Genomic DNA, 15,885 nt, shown 5'->3' with positions numbered 1-15,885 from the left:
TAACCTGTTCATGGCGGCGTTTTGCGTTGCTATGCATGGGTGAAAAGGTGCTCTGATGGTTAAAGTATTGTTTTTTGCGTCCCTGCGCGAAGCGTTGGGGGTTGGGCAGCTGGATCATCCATCGGTGAGTGGTGAGCGGGTTGTCGATTTGTTAGATGCGCTTAAGCTGCAAGGTGATGAATGGCGTCGAGCGCTCGATGGCACTTTGTTGTGTTCGGTTAATCAAGAAATTGTGCCGTTGGAGACGGTGATTGTTGCGGGTGATGAGGTGGCTCTATTTCCGCCGGTAACGGGTGGGTGATGGGTCTTAAACCGCTTGATGTGATTGTATTGGCTGGTGGTGAAGGTCGGCGTATGGGTGGGCGTGATAAGGGCTTGGTCGTGTTTCGTTCGCAACCGATGGCGGGTTTTGCGGTGCAGCTTGTTAGACCCTACGCTCGCCGGTTGATTATCAGTTGTAATCGCCATCTGCCGGAATACAGTGATCTGGCTGATCAGGTGGTTATGGATGAGTTGGCTGGGTTTCAAGGGCCTTTAGCCGGTATCTTAAGTGGTCTTCGGGTTTGTCATACAGACCAAGTGTTAGTGCTGCCTTGTGATACTCCCTTGCTTCAAGCCGAGCTAATTGATCGATTATTACTTGCAGCTCAAGCAAAGCCGGATGCTATTACGGTTTTGTCAGAAGGGGATAAGTTGCATCCATTACATGCGGTTATTCCTCGTCGGCTGGTGGCGGATCTGGCTAAGTGGTTGGAAGGTGGTCAACGGGCGGTGCAGCGCTGGATGCGCAGTCATCCGATGCAGCTGATTGATATCGTAGATAGGGCTGATCAGCTATGTAATCTGAATACTGAGCAGGCATTACGCGTTGCCGAAGAACTGCCCGTAAACGATTAACTTTAGCCGGAGTGCTCTTCAGTCGAATTTATTTCTGTATAATCGCCAAAATTTTGTTGTGTGGAATGGTTGTATGGATCAGTTGGGGAGTTTTGCTGGCGCTTTTTTATTGGTGTTTCTGGCTGAGTTTGGTGACAAGAGTCAGTTGGTGTGCATGACTTTGGCAACTCGATACCGTCCATTACCGGTGATTTTTGCTGCAGTCGTGGCGTTTTCAGTTTTGAATGTGCTGGCGGTTGTGGTGGGGTCGGTTGCGGCGACTTGGTTACCTCGTTCAGTGGTTTTAACGGTGGTAGCGGTATTATTTCTCTGGTTTGGTCTGCAATCATTCAGGGCTGAAGAGGATGAAGAGAGTGGTGCTCTAGGGCTTTCGGGTAAAAGTGTTTTTTTGTCGGCTTTGATGATGCTATTTTTGGCCGAGTTGGGTGATAAAACACAATTAGCAGTGATGGGGCTTGCCAGTACCGAGTCTCCGATGGCGGTTTGGTTGGGTGCGACGCTGGCGCTGATCGCGACTTCGGTGATTGGCGTGATAGCAGGGCGAGCGTTGATGCGTTATGTCTCGGTGGTTTGGCTGCATCGAGTATCTGGCGTGCTGTTTATTTTATTTGGCATCTATGCTGCCAGTGAAGCGATATCATTGCTACTTTGAATGTGATTTTGGGGGTGAAATGTTAGTTGGTTTTCTGATGCTGCTGTTGTTTCAATTGGCTGGTGAACTTATCGTTGTGGTGCTGGGGATGCCGGTGCCTGGGCCGGTGGTTGGGATGGTATTGTTGTTGATGTGTCTGATTGCTAAAGGTGATGTGCCAGAATCGCTGCGGATCCCTTCAGAAGCGTTACTAAAGCATCTGGCGTTGCTGTTTGTACCTGCCGGTGTGGGTTTGATGACTCATTTTTCGTTGTTAAAGGCTGATTGGTTGGCGATTCTATTAGCGTTGATCGTCAGCACTGGGTTGACCATTGTGGTGACTGCGTTGATTCTTAATCCGTCGGCGAAGAAGCTGCATCAACTGGAGCGGGAGTCGTAGCGATGGAGTTCTGGGCTTTTTTTTCCGCGAAACCGTTGTTGTGGCTGATTGTCACTATTGTGACCTTTATCGTGACATCGTGGTTGAATCGACGTTTGGGTGGTACGCCTTTGCTGCACCCGGTGTTGGTTTCGTTATCATTGATCATCGTTTTTTTGCTGTTAACGGGTACGTCTTATGAAACCTATTTTGAAGGCGCGCAGTTCATTCATTTTCTCTTAGGGCCTGCAACCGTGGCCTTGGCTGTGCCCCTGTTTGATCATTTTGAGCGGGTTAAGAAAATGCTGTTGCCGCTATTATTAGCTTGTATGGCTGGGGCTGTGACTGCCGCTGCATCCGCGATTTTGGTCGCGCAGGCTTTTGATGCGTCACTGGGGACGCTGTTATCGATTGCGCCGAAATCGGTGACATCGGCAATCGCTATCGGTATCGCTGAGAAGTTGGGAGGTTATCCGTCACTGGCATCGGGTCTGGTATTGATTACCGGTGCGATTGGCTGCGTCTTGGCGCCGCCTATTTATCGTATTTTGAATGTTACCGATGAGGCGGTTAAAGGTTTTACCTTGGGCGTCTCTGCTCATGGTATGGGTACCGCCTACGCATTTGAATATGGTTTGATGGCCGGCGCTTTCGGTGGTTTAGCGATGGGGATGACCGGTGCGTTCACTGCGTTTATGTTGCCTGTACTTGTGCCGCTGCTAGGTATTGGTTAAATGCTGAGATTCGGAAGTGGGTCTATATGGTTTTTAATCGCGATAATCTAGTCATTGACTCGGGTTGTTGAATTTATTTTCATTCCTTAAAAAGGGGCTTTTATGTAGTGGAGAGGGAAGCTTGAGCGTTAGCTTATCCCTTTGTTGCGTTGCAAAACAGGGTGCTGGAGAGTAAAGTGCCCAACCTTCTTTTATATCCTTTGATGATATCTGACATTAGCTAGAATGGTACGGTTTCTCGCATGACTCCTATTGCTCGTTATAAAAAAGATCTTGAAAGAGATGACTTCTCCTATGATTCGGCTCAGGAAGAGGCGGTTAAGCATCTGCAGCGTTTGTATGACGATCTAGTTGCTCGGCAAAATGAGCCAAAACCTTCAGGGTTTATGAGCCGTCTGTCGGGCAAGCTGAAAAAGAAAACAATTGAGCCGGTGAAAGGGCTGTATTTCTGGGGCGGTGTTGGGCGGGGTAAAACCTATCTGATGGATACCTTCTATGACAGCCTACCGTTCGAGAATAAAGAACGTACCCACTTTCACCGTTTTATGCAGCGGGTGCATCAAGAACTAAAGCTGTTAGATGGCACACCTAACCCGTTGGTTGAAATTGGTAAAAAATACGCCAGCGAATTCCAAATTATCTGCTTCGATGAGTTTTTTGTTACCGATATTACCGATGCTATGATTTTGGGCGGTTTGCTGGAAGAGTTGTTTAAAAACGGTGTGTCGCTGGTGGCTACATCGAATATCGTTCCAAATGGCTTGTATGAGAATGGTTTGCAGCGTTCTCGTTTCTTGCCCGCGATTGATATGCTAAATAAATTTACCGAAGTTGTGAACGTGGATAGCGGTGTTGACTATCGTTTGCGGACCCTTGAGCAAGCTGAGTTGTATCATTATCCGCTTGATGCCGCTGCGGATGCTTGTTTAAACCAAAGCTTTGAGCGTTTAGTGCCTGATCTTAAAGAGGTGGCTGAAGGCTGCACGCTGGAAATTAATGGCCGGAACATTCAGGCACGTCGTTGCTGTGAAGATGTGGCTTGGTTTGAGTTTTCCGAACTGTGCGAAGGGCCGCGTAGTCAGAATGATTACATCGAATTGAGCAAGATCTTTCATGCGGTGTTGATTAGCGATGTACCGCAGCTTGGGCGAAGTAACGATGATGCTGCCCGTCGCTTCGTTAACTTAGTTGATGAGTTTTATGATTGTGGCGTGAAGTTGATTCTTACCGCTGAAAAATCGATTCATGAGATTTATAGTGAAGGGCGGTTAGAGTTTGAGATACAGCGAACTCAGAGTCGCTTGCTTGAAATGCAGTCGCAAGAGTATTTGGCGCGAGAGCACCGAGTTTAAATATAGTTGATCGAAAAAAGTCACCAATGGTGGCTTTTTTGGTAATCGCACCGCATCATCCGATTAACGGTGCGGTTCGCAAGCTCACACACACCCTACGTGTGAGGGTGTTGTAGGATGCGGTGACGCATGAACCGCATCAATAATGGTACCGGCTTATAGCGAACGCTATCATTCAATCAAGATCACTACGTCAATATGGTTTGTTGAGCGGTGCGGTTCGCAAGCTCACACGCACCCTACGTGTAAGGGTGTTGTAGGATGCGGTGAAGCATGAATGTACCAATAATGGTACCGGTTTATATCGAACGTTATCATTCAATCAAGACGTTAATGTCAATGCGGTTTGTTGAGCGGTGCGGTTCGCAGGCTCACTACGCCCTACGTGTGAGGGTGTTGTAGGATGCGGTGAAGTATGAACCGCATCAATAATGGCGCCAGCTTATAGCGAACGCTATCATTCAATCAAGACGTTAATGTCAATGCGGTTTGTTGAGCGGTGTGGTTCGCAGGCTCACTACGCCCTACGTGTTAGAGGTTGGTCTTATGATTTCTTTATATCCTCGGACTAATCTTTTTATTGGCATATTTTTATAGTTGCAGTATAATCCGCGCTCCTTCGGATTGGTCCAAGGAATTTTGACGTTGTGAACCTCGGTTTACAACCAATAATTATAAGGTCGTCGAACCTTGCTAATCAGCAGATTGGCCTTGTTCAGACTGATGTATAGGTAAATTATCATGACTACATTTAGCGCTAAGCCTGCAGAGGTAAAACGCGACTGGTATGTTGTCGACGCTGAGGGTAAAACTCTGGGTCGTCTGGCTACCGAGATTGCACGTCGTCTACGCGGCAAGCATAAAGCAGAATTCACTCCTCATGTTGATACTGGTGATTACATCATCGTTGTTAACGCTGAGAAAGTTAACGTAACTGGTAACAAGCGTAAGGACAAAATGTACTATCGCCATACCGGTTACCCAGGTGGTCTGCGTGAAACTTCTTTCGAGAAGATGGTTGAAACTCATCCTACACGCACCATCGAATTGGCCGTTAAAGGCATGTTGCCTAAAGGTCCCTTGGGTCGCGCTATGTACACTAAGATGAAAGTGTACGCTGGTGCAGAACATCCGCATGCGGCTCAACAGCCACAAGAACTGAACGTCTAAGGGGCAGGTCAATATGTCTACAACTCAGTATTACGGCACAGGCCGTCGTAAATCCTCTACTGCTCGCGTATTTTTGCGTCCAGGTACAGGTAAAATCACTGTTAACCAGCGTGAACTAGATGTTTACTTCGGTCGCGAAACTGCTCGCATGATCGTTCGTCAGCCTCTGGATTTGACTGGTAACACAGAAAAATTTGATGTTTACATTACCGTTAAAGGCGGTGGTGGTTTCGGTCAAGCTGGTGCGATCCGTCACGGTATCACACGTGCTCTGATGGTATATGATGAGACTCTACGTCCTGAACTGCGTGCTGCTGGTTTTGTTACCCGTGATGCGCGTGAAGTTGAACGTAAGAAAGTTGGTCTACGTAAAGCACGTAAGAAGCCACAGTTCTCCAAGCGTTAATTCGCAGCGATACAGTTTTTGTATCGTACAAAAAGCGCCCGCGCCAGCAATGGTTCGGGCGTTTTTTCGTTTCTGTTCTGGTGCTTTGTGATGAGGTCAAGACTTGCTCGACTATAGGCGTAAAAAGGCGGTTTTACCCCTATTTATCCTTGTAAGAAGCAGGGAATTTCATTACTATTTGTGCCATTTTAAAAATCCGTTAATTCGGTATTCATTACTGAGCAACCCAATAATTGCTGCGCTGCAATAGTGCGGGGTTATAGGTTGAGTGAGGGGAGATAGTCTTAATGAGTAATGACGGCGTGAATAAGGGGCGGCGACGTCTCCTGATCGGTGCCACCTCTGCTGTTGGGGCAGTGGGTGCCGTAGGGGCTGCTGTTCCGTTCGTGGCTTCATGGAATCCGAGTGCAAAGGCTAAAACAGCTGGCGCTCCGGTTAAAGCTGATGTCAGCAAGCTGGAAATCGGTCAGCAGATGATCGTGAAGTGGCGCGGAAAGCCGGTATGGATTGTGCGTCGTGGACCGGAAGCTTTGGCTAATTTAGCAAAGATTTCTGACCGTCTAGCGGATCCTGAGTCGACCGTACCGCAGCAGCCAGCGTATATCCCGGGCACACCAGCTCGTTCGCTTCGTGAAGATATCGCGGTGATGGTTGGTATTTGTACCCATTTGGGTTGTTCTCCGACTTACCGTCCTGAACTTGGCCCTGAAGATTTGGGTGCTGATTGGGTTGGTGGTTTCTACTGCCCATGTCACGGTTCTCGTTTTGACCTGTCTGGTCGTGTATTGAAGGGTGTTCCGGCACCTACTAACCTGGTGATTCCGCCTCATTATTATGAGAGCGACAATGTGATCATCATTGGTGTGGATCAGGAGACTGCATAATGGCTGGCGCACGTAATAAAGGAAATCCAGGCATCATTGGCTGGATCGATGATCGTTTCCCGCTCACGGCGATGTGGGATGATCATTTAGCAAAATACTACGCTCCAAAGAACTTCAACTTTTGGTACTTCTTTGGTTCCCTCGCACTGCTAGTTTTAGTTAACCAGTTGCTGACCGGTATCTGGCTGACCATGAGCTATAACCCAAGTGCAGAAGGTGCATTCGCTTCGGTTGAATACATCATGCGTGATGTGGATTATGGCTGGTTACTACGTTATATGCACTCTACCGGTGCATCGGCATTCTTTGCTGTGGTTTATCTGCATATGTTCCGTGGTCTGCTGTACGGTTCTTACCGTAAGCCTCGTGAGTTGGTATGGATCTTCGGTATGACGATCTATCTAGCGCTGATGGCTGAAGCCTTCATGGGTTACTTGCTGCCTTGGGGGCAGATGTCTTACTGGGGTGCTCAGGTAATTGTATCGCTGTTCTCTGCGGTACCGGTTATTGGTCCAGACCTCGCTGAGTGGATTCGTGGTGACTACCTGATTTCGGGTATTACGCTGAACCGCTTCTTCTCGCTGCACGTGGTTGCACTACCAATCGTCCTGTTGGGTCTGGTTGTTATGCACATCATTGCACTGCATGAAGTTGGCTCTAACAACCCAGATGGTATTGAGATTAAAGATAAGAAGGATGAGAACGGTATCCCACTTGATGGTATCCCATTCCACCCGTATTACACCGTGAAAGATATCGTTGGTGTCGTTGTCTTCCTGTTCGTATTCTGTCTGATCATATTCTTCTTCCCTGAGATGGGTGGATACTTTATTGAACAGCCAAACTTTGAACCTGCTAACCCGCTGAAGACTCCGCCGCATATCGCGCCGGTTTGGTACTTCACACCGTTCTACGCGATGTTACGTGCGATTCCGCCTATTGCGGCATCTCAGTTCCCTGGTGTGGTGGTGATGGGTGGTGCAATTGCTATCCTGTTTGTTCTGCCTTGGCTGGATCGCAGCCCGGTTAAATCCATGCGCTATAAAGGCTGGATGAGCAAAGTATGGCTAGTAATCTTTGCAATCAGCTTTGTTGTACTAGGTTACCTAGGGGTTGTTCCATCTTCTCCTGAGCGTACCGTGGTCGCACAAATCTGTACTGCACTGTATTTTGCATACTTCTTCCTGATGCCGTTCTATACCAGAATGGAACGCACTAAACCGGTACCGGAAAGGGTGACAGGCTAATGAAAAAGTTTTTTATCGCAATTATGTTGGTGCTGGCGCCGGTGGTAGCTAGTGCGAATACCGGCGGGGTTCATTTGGACACTATGGGGCCGGATCATACCAATAAAGAGTCGCTGCAACGTGGTATGAAGACCTTTGTAAACTATTGCATGGGTTGTCATTCGGCTAACTTTCAGCGTTATGAGCGTGCGGCAATCGATCTAGGTATGCCAAGTGAATTAGTGCAAGAGCACATGATCTTTGGTGAGTCTAAGGTGGGTGAGCAGATGACTATCGCTATGCCTCAGACTGATGCGGCTGGTTGGTTTGGTACACCTCCACCAGATTTGACGTTGGAAACACGTCTACGTGGTGAAGATTGGGTGTATACTTACCTGCGTAGCTTCTACAAAGATCCAGCACGTCCTTGGGGAGTGAATAACGTTGTCTTCCCTGACGTTGGTATGCCAAATGTGTTAGAGGGTCTGCAAGGCCTTCAGGTAAACCATTGCACCAAGTCTGAAATGGCTAATCATGAAAAGACTATTGATCCTCTGACGGGTCTGCAAATGGGTGGCTGCCTAAGCGTTGCTGAAAAGGGCGAGTTGTCGGTTGAAGAGTTTGATAAGACTATTTATGACCTTGTGAATTTCATGTCTTACATGGGTAACCCTGTTAAGCTTGAATCTGAGCAGATTGGTTATAAAGTATTGATCTTCTTGGCGATCTTGTTTGTCTTCGCTTTTGCGCTGAAGAAAGAGTTCTGGCGCGACGTTCACTAAACGTCTGCTGGGCAAGATTACCGATACGCGGGCCAATTTTGTTGGTCCGCGTATATTTATTTTATGGAACAAGTGAAACGGGGTGATTTAATGGGTGTAGTGGCCAAGCGTTCTTCTATGACTTTTTACTCCGATGGCAATGATCATTATAGCCATCGGGTACGTATCGTTCTGGCAGAAAAGGGTGTTGCCGTTGAAATAAACGATTGCGACCCAAACAGTTTGCCTGAGGATCTGGCTTCACTGAATCCATACAACAGCCTGCCGACTCTACTGGATCGGGAGCTGGTGTTGTATGAGCCAAATGTGATGATGGAGTATCTGGATGAGCGTTTTCCTCATCCGCCGCTACTACCTGTCTATCCTGTTGCACGTGCTGAAAGTCGTCTGTATATGTATCGGATTCAGCGTGATTGGTGTTCTCTGGCCGATGTTATTTTGACGGCTGAAGATGCTGATGAGGCTGATAATGCGCGTAAAGCGCTGCGTGACAGTTTGGTAGCTGTTTCACCTATCTTTGGTGAAAAAGACTTCTTTATGAGTGAAGAGTTTACGTTAGTAGACTGCTGTATTGCTCCGCTGCTGTGGCGCCTAGAGATTCTGGGTGTTGAGTTGCCAGAGGCGCAGTGCAAAGATCTTATCAAGTATATGGAACGCTTGTTTGAGCGTGAAGCGTTTCAGATCAGCTTGTCTGAAGAAGAACGTGAAATGCGTGACTGATACGAACGATATTAATATATAAAGGATGGGTTTTTACTCATCCTTTTTTTTGGAGTGAAAAATGCAATCGAGTCGTGGATATCTTATCCGTGCACTGAATGAGTGGATTTTGGATAGTGGCTGGACACCGCACTTGGTGATTGATGCTGAGATTCAGGGTGTGATGGTGCCGCAGCAATTTATCAGTGATGGTCAGATTGTCTTGAATATTGCACCTTCTGCGGTGCAGAACTTATCGGTCGAGAATGATGCGGTTAGTTTCAATGCACGTTTTGGTGGCGTACCCATGAATGTGTTTGTGCCAATTGTTGCCGTGATGGCGATCTACGCCCGTGAGAACGGTCAAGGGATGGGCTTTGGCGCGGAGCCAGGTGTTGAGGCGCTTTTCGCGGAAGAGCCTGAGACGGACCCTACACCGCCAGAGCCCACAAAGCCGAAAGCAAAGAGCCGTCCTTCGTTGAAGGTTGTTAAATAGAGCGCTGGATTATCTTCCAATGGCTTTAGGTTGAAATTTAAAGCACCATCGGTGCGGTTCATGCTTCACCGCACCCTACGCCTACGCAGCTCCCGCGGTGGGGGCTGGTGAGCTTGCGAACCGCACCAAACCCCCGAAAGTCGCATTAACGTGATGGTTTTGATTCAATGATGGTTTTGATATAGCCACGAGTACGATTGGTGGATCTATGTTTCATTTGCACCATCGGTGCGGTTCATGCTTCATCGCACCCTACGCCTACGCTGCTTTCGCATGTTGGGTGCGCTTTACTCTTCAACAGCACCGCATCAAAAAAGGCCACCATCGGTGACCTTTTCATGATTTCCTACGTTAATCTAATCGATATATTCGAAGATCTTAACGATTTTCTGGATGCCGTTTACACGACGTACAACCTCAATCGCTTTATCAGACTGAGCTCGAGTAACCAAGCCCATCAGATAAACAACACCATTTTCGGTGACTACTTTAATCTGGGTCGCATCGATCCCTTTGTCACCAATCATGTTAGCTTTGATCTTGGCGGTAATCCAAGTGTCGTTGGCGCGTGCCAGTGATGCGGTGGGGCTGGTGATGGTTAGCTCATTATGGATGCGGCGGATTTTGCGTACCTGACTAACAATCTGTTCAGCCTCTAACCGGCTTTCTTCGGTGGGAACTTGGCCGGTGAGCAGCACAATCCCATTAAAGCTGGTGACGTTAATATGGCTACTGCTGAGCTCTACTGAGCCCTTGCTGATATTGACATTGGCTTTGATTTCGATGAGTTGGTCATCGACAAAGCTGCCGGTGGTTCGGTCGGTAGGATCTTCCTTGATAGGCTCTTCTTTTAAGCTGCTGACAACGGTCGAACAGCCGCTACTTAAAAGGCCTGCAAGTACTAGGATTGCTATCCGTTTCATCAATTATTCTCCGCCAAAAAGTTGAAAATCTATAAGATCGCACAAGGCGTGCAGAATCAGTGTTTGTGCCCCAAAAATAAGGGCTGGATCGTCTGCCGGGATGCAAAATTCAACCTCGTCCGGCAGTAATAGAGAGTGAATATCGTCATTAGTTCCCCCAGTAAGGGCAATAACCAGCATATCTCGATCATGGGCTGCTTGAATTGCTTGTACAAGATTGGCGGCCCGGCCGTCACTCGAGAGAAGCAGTAATAAGTCGCCGGGTTGGCCGAGAGCGCGAATCTGTTTTGAAAAGATGTCGTTAAACTGGCCATCTTGGGCGATACCGGTGAGGGCTGAGCCTTCGGCGCTGAGCGATATTGCCGGCAGACCGGGGCGCTCATGGCGAAACTGGTTCATTAGCAAGCTGCTAAAATGCTGTGAAAGGGCCGCACTACCACCGTTACCGCAACAAAGGATCTTGTTTTCGGATATCAGGCAGCCGAGTAACAGCTCGCCGGCATGCGAGATCATCGGGGTGTATTCTTCGATGGTTTGGGCATTAACCTCCATGCTGTTATGGAATAGGTTAATAACTCGGTCTTGAAGTACCATCGGTGCTCCTGTCAGAAAGTGGCTTCAGGTCTGAAGGCGTCTTTATACCATACGGGGCGGGAATCTCCACTCCCGTTGCCCTGATTGGCCTCAAATGCTACCACATCAAACCGGCAGATAGGCAGGTTACTGCTTTTCTGCTGGCTGAGGAAGTAACTTGCTGTTTTTATTAATTTCTTCTGTTTGCGAAAATCAACCGATAAACCGGCGCCGCCCCATTGGCGATAGCGCCGACTTCGCACCTCAACAAAGACTAACTGATCTTTGTCGCGCATGATCAGATCTATTTCACCAAACCGGCAGTGATAGTTTCGTTCGATCAATTTTAAGCCTTGCTGCATGAGATAGTGCAGTGCGCCTTGTTCGGCATCCTTGCCGATCTGTTTTCTGTCCATCGTTATTTTAGTCGAGTGGTTGAGCTATTCCCTGTTTGAACGTAGTCCAGTTAAGGGTGCGTATAATTTGATTGTTCTCATTGATTGAGAGCGAGCCGGTTTCGCCATCTATTTTAGCCGAGCTAGATGCTGATAGTTGGGCAAGATAGGGGAACAGCGTAAAGGCATCGATTCCTAGAGCGTAGAGACGTCCAAAACGGCTATCGGTGTTGTCCCGTTGTTGTGCCAGTTGTAAGTGTGCGGCCGACGGTGGGCTACTAAACCAAGGGGTCGTGACGAAGCGAATACCGTTGAGGTCTTGATCTTCAATGGCGGATTCGGTGCCGGTATAAATATGGGAGGTGGCATAAACCGGGATGTCGCCTGCGTAATGGAACGCTAGGGTCGGTTTAATTTGTCGAGCCGTTTGTGGCAGTGCTGAGAGGAAGATAGCATCGACATCTTGGCGGCGGCGATTTTCAAATTCAGGGCGTTGTCCGATAATGCGAGTTAGTTGTGTTTTACGGATAGCGCTTTGGTCGGTACCTAGTAATTGTGCGACCTGTTCGGAGTAGCTAGTATCGGTGTTGTAGCTGAGACTGTTGAGTACGGTGCCACCGAGTTCGTTGAAGCGTTGCTTGAAGGCGCTGGCTGCACGTGTACCCCAGTCGGTATTGGCCGTGTAAACCAGTACTTGGCGTTTTTGATCCTGCCAGATGCGTTCCGCAGCCTGAGCCGCTTCATCTTCGATGGCTAGGCCAAATTGGTAAATATTATTTTGCTGCAAGCCAGGGGCAGTGTTGAGTGTTAGCGTCGGAATAGGTGCGGGGCCGAAGTTGATCAAGTTTTCGACCATCTCTTTTTGCAGTGGTCCGATTATAAGGTCGATATTACGTTCGTTGGCTAGTTGGTAAAGTTGTTCTGGTGTAGTGATTTTGGTTGAGTCGAGCATGGTGACTTTGGCGGTTGTTTTGCCCGCTTGTACCGCATTGTAATGGGCGGTCATAAAACCGGTGATTATCGCCTCAGCAGGTTTTTGTAAATTACCACTCATAGGCAAGAATAGGGCGATATGCTCGGCACTGAGGGTATCAGCGTTGGTGACGGCCAGTAATGCGTCAGGGGGTGTTTGCTGGGCAGGGTGGGATTGCCAGAGGACATTCCATTGCTGTAGTTGTTTGTTCTGCTGGCTCAGATCGTGTGCATTGCCTGCGCTTAGGGCGAGTTCATACCAGCCCTGTTGATAATAGTTGTTGTCGGCTTGCTGGCTAAGCTGTGTGAGTTGATCGATTGGCATCTGGGTGAGTAAGCTCCAAATGCGGTTGTGTAGCGCCTTAACTTTGCCGGCTGGGCTATAGCTGCTCAGTTGAATAAGTTGTTGCAGCTCATTATATGAGTTTTGTTCATAGCGATAAGCATCGGCTTGCATTTCACCAATTTGGTATTGCTGTTCAGGTGCTAGATTTTTGGTAGTTTCTGCTGGCAGTTGCTGTAGATAACGTAGCGCTCGCTGTCCATCTTGTTGCTGTAGCGCCGTTCTGGCTTTTAACTCAGAAATTTCAAACTGCAGAGCAGGCGTTAAGCGCTGCATATCAACCTCATCCAGTAGTTGGGAGGCTTCATCCTGTCGATTTTGCAAAATGAGTAGGCGAGCGGCTTCTGCTTTGAGTTGTGCACTTTTTACTGGTGCAGCGACTTCCGCCTGCTGAATCAGTGCAGCGACCCGTTTCATGGGGTCCGCTGGGGCTTGAGTGGTCATATTTCCCTGTTGGGAACCGCAACCGGTGAGAAAAAGTGCCACGCTGGCGGTTAGGACCAGAGACAGACGGCTTGGAAACGTCATATACTTTCACATCCTGAATTATAAATGGCTCGAATACTGATGTCCGAAGCAGTTTTGTATGTTGTCGCAACGCCAATAGGCAACTTGGAAGATATGACGCCGCGCGCGCTCCGTATATTGGAGTCGGTTGCATTGATTGCGGCTGAAGATACCCGTCATAGTGGACGTTTGCTGTCACATTTTAATATCAAAACGCCGATGATAGCAGTTCATGACCATAATGAACGCCAGCAGCAGCAAAAAATTATCGAAAAGTTGCAGAGAGGCGATGATATTGCGCTGATTTCTGATGCTGGCACGCCGTTAATCTCTGATCCTGGCTTTGTTTTAGTGCGAGAAGTGCGTGCGGCAGGCTTTAAAGTTAGCCCGCTTCCCGGTTGCTGTGCCTTGGTCGCTGCTCTTTGTGCGGCCGGTGTACCCTCTGATCGTTTTGCGTTTGAGGGCTTTCCGCCGGCGAAATCCCAGCAGCGGCTTAATTTTTATACCGCGCTGGCGGCGGAAACCCGCACCTTGATGTTCTATGAATCGCCACACCGAATTATCGACAGTTTAAAAGATATAGTGGCTGCCTTTGGCCCTGATCGACAGATTGCTTTGGCTCGCGAATTGACCAAAACCTTTGAAACCTTTCTCAATGGCACGGCTGAGGCGGTTTTGGCTCAGGTTGAAGCCGACCCTAATCAGCGAAAAGGCGAATTTGTGCTGATGGTTGAGGGGGCGCCTAAGCAGGATGAGAGTTTGCTGGATCCTCGTAGTAGTGAAGTGCTGGATATTCTGTTGGAGGAGTTGTCGGTGAAGCAGGCTTCGGCGCTGGCGGCGAAAATTACCGGAATCAAAAAGAAGGTGATGTATCAGGCGGCGCTTGAGCGTAAATAATTCGGTGCGCTGATCGCAGTTGTGCTTGCTTATGGCGTGCTTGCTGGTATCCTTTGCGCCGTAGAGTTCGCTAGGCAATCGCTGCTCCCGTAAGGGAGGGGAGGAAAGTCCGGGCTCCATAGGGCAGGGTGCCAGGTAATGCCTGGGAGGCGTAAGCCTACGGCAAGTGCAGCAGAGAGCAAACCGCCTACGTTTCCTGTTTACAGGAAGCCGGTAAGGGTGAAAGGGTGCGGTAAGAGCGCACCGCGTGCGTGGTAACATGTCACGGCAAGGTAAACCCCACCTGGAGCAAGACCAAATAGGAATCCATGAGGCATGGCCCATGCTGGATTCGGGTAGGTCGCTTGAGGCCTGTGGCGACGCAGGCCCTAGATGAATGATTGTCCACGACAAAACCCGGCTTATCGGCGAACTCTACACCTCATTTTTTTACATCTAGGCGCTGGATGTCCACGACAGCTCTCGGTAAAACCTAGGGCTTATCGGCCAACTCTACACTCCTACGTTTTTTTGTTAATGGCTTGGCTCTTGATGTCCACGACAGCTCCTTGTCAAAAAGCTAGGGCTTATCGGCGAACTTTGCGCTCCTGCACTTTCTTTTTTATGACTAAACCTTGATGTCCACGATAGCTCCTTATCGAAACCTAGGCCTTATCGCTGAGTTCAATGCGTTTATTTTTCTTTGCTCGTATCAACACAAACGAGGCTGATTTTTAGCCTGTAAGTATCTTTTTTGTCGGTATAAGGTTTTTTGGGTCATGTGTTTCTGTGCTTATCGGTGCGCTTTTTTGGTTACTACTTTTAAGTTGATAGAAAGGTGTCGCTGTTTTTTGTTTTTGTGGTCGGCGTTGTGTCGCTATTTGGCTGAAGAGGGTTGGTCTAAATAGCTCCCGTTTGTTCCTGCTTTATTTTCATCTGAAATAGCGAGTGTTTGGGCGTAGTAAATACTTACTTTTTTCAACTCGCTGTTTTCTTGGTTGTTTTTATCCTATGGGTATTGCTCGGCGATGAATTGTATTCGTCGAGTTCATCGTTTGTCTGTTTCTAACCTTGTTCTAGGCGCTTTCTTTCTTGCAAATGTAGGGGTTAATTCCTATAGTGTGCACAGTGGGAAAATGTGGGTAAATGTGGGTGAATTTGGTTTTTTAGGAGAGGTATTTGTTTTTTCGTGGGGTTAATCCAATCAATCTTGATGCCAAAGGCCGTATGGTCATGCCGGCGCGCTACCGTGACACGCTCACGGAGCACTGCGACGGGCATCTGGTTGCGACGATTGATACGGAAGAACGTTGCTTGCTGCTATACCCATTGGCCGAATGGGAAGAGATTCAGGCCAAGATTGAAGCATTACCCAGCTTTAATCGAGCTGCGAGACGTATTCAGCGGTTGTTGATCGGTCATGCTACCGATATCGATATGGATGGCAATGGACGTTTATTGTTATCGGCCCCGCTGCGTGAATATGCTGGCTTAAGCAAGAAAATTATCTTGTTGGGACAGGGCAGCAAATTTGAAATTTGGAGCGAAGAGCGCTGGATGGCGACTCGCGAAGAGTATTTAGCTGAAGTTGATGGTGGTGCCGAGCTGCCGGATGAATTACAGAATTTATCACTTTAAAC

19 protein-coding genes and 1 other RNA gene are annotated in these 15,885 nt (G+C 48.3%); 16 read left to right on the top strand and 4 right to left on the bottom strand.

The annotated features are described in order from the left end of the window. The first annotated feature begins 55 nt into the window (after window positions 1-55). The 13 genes from KO512_RS07120 to KO512_RS07060 all read left to right on the top strand — a co-directional run bounded on the left by KO512_RS07120 (window position 56) and on the right by KO512_RS07060 (window position 9,656). The gene (locus KO512_RS07120) at window positions 56-301 is read left to right on the top strand and encodes a MoaD/ThiS family protein (RefSeq protein WP_215951635.1); all 246 of its coding nucleotides are present in this window, start codon (window positions 56-58) and stop codon (window positions 299-301) included. Continuing rightward, the gene (gene mobA, locus KO512_RS07115; protein ID WP_215951634.1) at window positions 301-897 is read left to right on the top strand and encodes a molybdenum cofactor guanylyltransferase MobA; all 597 of its coding nucleotides are present in this window, start codon (window positions 301-303) and stop codon (window positions 895-897) included. Before KO512_RS07120 ends, mobA begins: the two co-directional genes overlap by 1 nt. A 73-nt stretch (window positions 898-970) precedes the next feature. Beyond that, window positions 971-1,549: a TMEM165/GDT1 family protein gene (locus KO512_RS07110; protein WP_215951633.1), complete on the top strand. Its 579-nt coding sequence runs from the start codon at window positions 971-973 to the stop codon at window positions 1,547-1,549. A 19-nt stretch (window positions 1,550-1,568) separates the two neighbouring features. After that, complete coding sequence (locus tag KO512_RS07105; RefSeq protein WP_215951632.1) at window positions 1,569-1,928, top strand: CidA/LrgA family protein; 360 nt, start codon at window positions 1,569-1,571, stop codon at window positions 1,926-1,928. 2 nt (window positions 1,929-1,930) lie between these two features. Beyond that, window positions 1,931-2,641, top strand: a complete 711-nt coding sequence (locus tag KO512_RS07100) for an LrgB family protein (RefSeq protein ID WP_215951631.1) — start codon at window positions 1,931-1,933, stop codon at window positions 2,639-2,641. A gap of 242 nt (window positions 2,642-2,883) precedes the next feature. Then, a complete protein-coding gene (gene zapE, locus KO512_RS07095; RefSeq protein WP_215951630.1) occupies window positions 2,884-3,993 on the top strand; it encodes a cell division protein ZapE in 1,110 nt (369 codons plus the stop codon). 741 nt (window positions 3,994-4,734) lie between these two features. Then, on the top strand, window positions 4,735-5,163 hold the full coding sequence (gene rplM / locus KO512_RS07090) for a 50S ribosomal protein L13 (RefSeq protein WP_126159155.1): 429 nt from the start codon (window positions 4,735-4,737) through the stop codon (window positions 5,161-5,163). A gap of 13 nt (window positions 5,164-5,176) precedes the next feature. Beyond that, window positions 5,177-5,569 (top strand): 30S ribosomal protein S9, encoded by a 393-nt coding sequence (gene rpsI, locus KO512_RS07085; protein WP_215951629.1) that lies wholly within the window; start codon window positions 5,177-5,179, stop codon window positions 5,567-5,569. Window positions 5,570-5,856: 287 nt separating this feature from the next. Then, a complete protein-coding gene (gene petA / locus KO512_RS07080; RefSeq protein ID WP_215951628.1) occupies window positions 5,857-6,453 on the top strand; it encodes a ubiquinol-cytochrome c reductase iron-sulfur subunit in 597 nt (198 codons plus the stop codon). After that, the gene (locus KO512_RS07075; protein WP_215951627.1) at window positions 6,453-7,700 is read left to right on the top strand and encodes a cytochrome b; all 1,248 of its coding nucleotides are present in this window, start codon (window positions 6,453-6,455) and stop codon (window positions 7,698-7,700) included. Before petA ends, KO512_RS07075 begins: the two co-directional genes overlap by 1 nt. Then, window positions 7,700-8,461 carry a cytochrome c1 gene (locus tag KO512_RS07070; protein ID WP_215951626.1) on the top strand — a complete coding sequence of 254 codons (762 nt, stop codon included), beginning with the start codon at window positions 7,700-7,702 and terminating at the stop codon, window positions 8,459-8,461. Before KO512_RS07075 ends, KO512_RS07070 begins: the two co-directional genes overlap by 1 nt. Before the next feature lie 90 nt (window positions 8,462-8,551). Next, the gene (gene sspA / locus KO512_RS07065) at window positions 8,552-9,181 is read left to right on the top strand and encodes a stringent starvation protein SspA (protein WP_215951654.1); all 630 of its coding nucleotides are present in this window, start codon (window positions 8,552-8,554) and stop codon (window positions 9,179-9,181) included. Between the two features lie 61 nt (window positions 9,182-9,242). Beyond that, window positions 9,243-9,656: a ClpXP protease specificity-enhancing factor gene (locus KO512_RS07060; RefSeq protein WP_215951625.1), complete on the top strand. Its 414-nt coding sequence runs from the start codon at window positions 9,243-9,245 to the stop codon at window positions 9,654-9,656. Between the two features lie 356 nt (window positions 9,657-10,012). Here the strand turns inward: KO512_RS07060 and KO512_RS07055 are convergent, their stop codons facing one another. The 4 genes from KO512_RS07055 to KO512_RS07040 are packed head-to-tail and all read right to left on the bottom strand — an operon-like array spanning window position 10,013 to window position 13,390. Further along, a complete protein-coding gene (locus KO512_RS07055) occupies window positions 10,013-10,579 on the bottom strand; it encodes a BON domain-containing protein (protein WP_215951624.1) in 567 nt (188 codons plus the stop codon). A 3-nt stretch (window positions 10,580-10,582) separates the two neighbouring features. Beyond that, window positions 10,583-11,173, bottom strand: coding sequence for an SIS domain-containing protein (locus tag KO512_RS07050; protein ID WP_215951623.1), 591 nt, complete (start codon window positions 11,171-11,173; stop codon window positions 10,583-10,585). Window positions 11,174-11,184: 11 nt separating this feature from the next. Then, window positions 11,185-11,568, bottom strand: coding sequence for a YraN family protein (locus KO512_RS07045; RefSeq protein ID WP_215951622.1), 384 nt, complete (start codon window positions 11,566-11,568; stop codon window positions 11,185-11,187). Between the two features lie 7 nt (window positions 11,569-11,575). Next, window positions 11,576-13,390, bottom strand: coding sequence for a penicillin-binding protein activator (locus KO512_RS07040; protein ID WP_215951621.1), 1,815 nt, complete (start codon window positions 13,388-13,390; stop codon window positions 11,576-11,578). A 39-nt stretch (window positions 13,391-13,429) separates the two neighbouring features. Here KO512_RS07040 and rsmI point away from each other — a divergent pair, with 39 nt between their 5' ends. The 3 genes from rsmI to mraZ all read left to right on the top strand — a co-directional run bounded on the left by rsmI (window position 13,430) and on the right by mraZ (window position 15,883). Continuing rightward, window positions 13,430-14,266, top strand: coding sequence for a 16S rRNA (cytidine(1402)-2'-O)-methyltransferase (gene rsmI / locus KO512_RS07035; protein ID WP_215951620.1), 837 nt, complete (start codon window positions 13,430-13,432; stop codon window positions 14,264-14,266). Window positions 14,267-14,328: 62 nt separating this feature from the next. After that, an RNA gene (gene rnpB, locus KO512_RS07030) (RNase P RNA component class A) lies at window positions 14,329-14,686 on the top strand. A gap of 738 nt (window positions 14,687-15,424) precedes the next feature. Then, window positions 15,425-15,883: a division/cell wall cluster transcriptional repressor MraZ gene (mraZ, locus tag KO512_RS07025; protein ID WP_215951619.1), complete on the top strand. Its 459-nt coding sequence runs from the start codon at window positions 15,425-15,427 to the stop codon at window positions 15,881-15,883. Window positions 15,884-15,885: the final 2 nt, after the last annotated feature.

The organism is Amphritea atlantica (assembly GCF_018860855.1).
Lineage (GTDB): Bacteria > Pseudomonadota > Gammaproteobacteria > Pseudomonadales > Balneatricaceae > Amphritea > Amphritea atlantica_A.
Note: the sequence above shows the minus strand (reverse complement) of the source record. Positions and strands in the feature narration are given on the sequence as shown.

Bases quoted from the DNA above. Each gene is read 5' to 3' on its own strand.
- KO512_RS07120 (WP_215951635.1), top strand. From the start codon at position 56: ATGGTTAAAGTATTGTTTTTTGCGTCCCTGCGCGAAGCGTTGGGGGTT.
- mobA (WP_215951634.1), top strand. From the start codon at position 301: ATGGGTCTTAAACCGCTTGATGTGATTGTATTGGCTGGTGGTGAAGGT.
- KO512_RS07110 (WP_215951633.1), top strand. From the start codon at position 971: ATGGATCAGTTGGGGAGTTTTGCTGGCGCTTTTTTATTGGTGTTTCTG.
- KO512_RS07105 (WP_215951632.1), top strand. From the start codon at position 1,569: ATGTTAGTTGGTTTTCTGATGCTGCTGTTGTTTCAATTGGCTGGTGAA.
- KO512_RS07100 (WP_215951631.1), top strand. From the start codon at position 1,931: ATGGAGTTCTGGGCTTTTTTTTCCGCGAAACCGTTGTTGTGGCTGATT.
- zapE (WP_215951630.1), top strand. From the start codon at position 2,884: ATGACTCCTATTGCTCGTTATAAAAAAGATCTTGAAAGAGATGACTTC.
- rplM (WP_126159155.1), top strand. From the start codon at position 4,735: ATGACTACATTTAGCGCTAAGCCTGCAGAGGTAAAACGCGACTGGTAT.
- rpsI (WP_215951629.1), top strand. From the start codon at position 5,177: ATGTCTACAACTCAGTATTACGGCACAGGCCGTCGTAAATCCTCTACT.
- petA (WP_215951628.1), top strand. From the start codon at position 5,857: ATGAGTAATGACGGCGTGAATAAGGGGCGGCGACGTCTCCTGATCGGT.
- KO512_RS07075 (WP_215951627.1), top strand. From the start codon at position 6,453: ATGGCTGGCGCACGTAATAAAGGAAATCCAGGCATCATTGGCTGGATC.
- KO512_RS07070 (WP_215951626.1), top strand. From the start codon at position 7,700: ATGAAAAAGTTTTTTATCGCAATTATGTTGGTGCTGGCGCCGGTGGTA.
- sspA (WP_215951654.1), top strand. From the start codon at position 8,552: ATGGGTGTAGTGGCCAAGCGTTCTTCTATGACTTTTTACTCCGATGGC.
- KO512_RS07060 (WP_215951625.1), top strand. From the start codon at position 9,243: ATGCAATCGAGTCGTGGATATCTTATCCGTGCACTGAATGAGTGGATT.
- KO512_RS07055 (WP_215951624.1), bottom strand. From the start codon at position 10,579: ATGAAACGGATAGCAATCCTAGTACTTGCAGGCCTTTTAAGTAGCGGC.
- KO512_RS07050 (WP_215951623.1), bottom strand. From the start codon at position 11,173: ATGGTACTTCAAGACCGAGTTATTAACCTATTCCATAACAGCATGGAG.
- KO512_RS07045 (WP_215951622.1), bottom strand. From the start codon at position 11,568: ATGGACAGAAAACAGATCGGCAAGGATGCCGAACAAGGCGCACTGCAC.
- KO512_RS07040 (WP_215951621.1), bottom strand. From the start codon at position 13,390: ATGACGTTTCCAAGCCGTCTGTCTCTGGTCCTAACCGCCAGCGTGGCA.
- rsmI (WP_215951620.1), top strand. From the start codon at position 13,430: ATGTCCGAAGCAGTTTTGTATGTTGTCGCAACGCCAATAGGCAACTTG.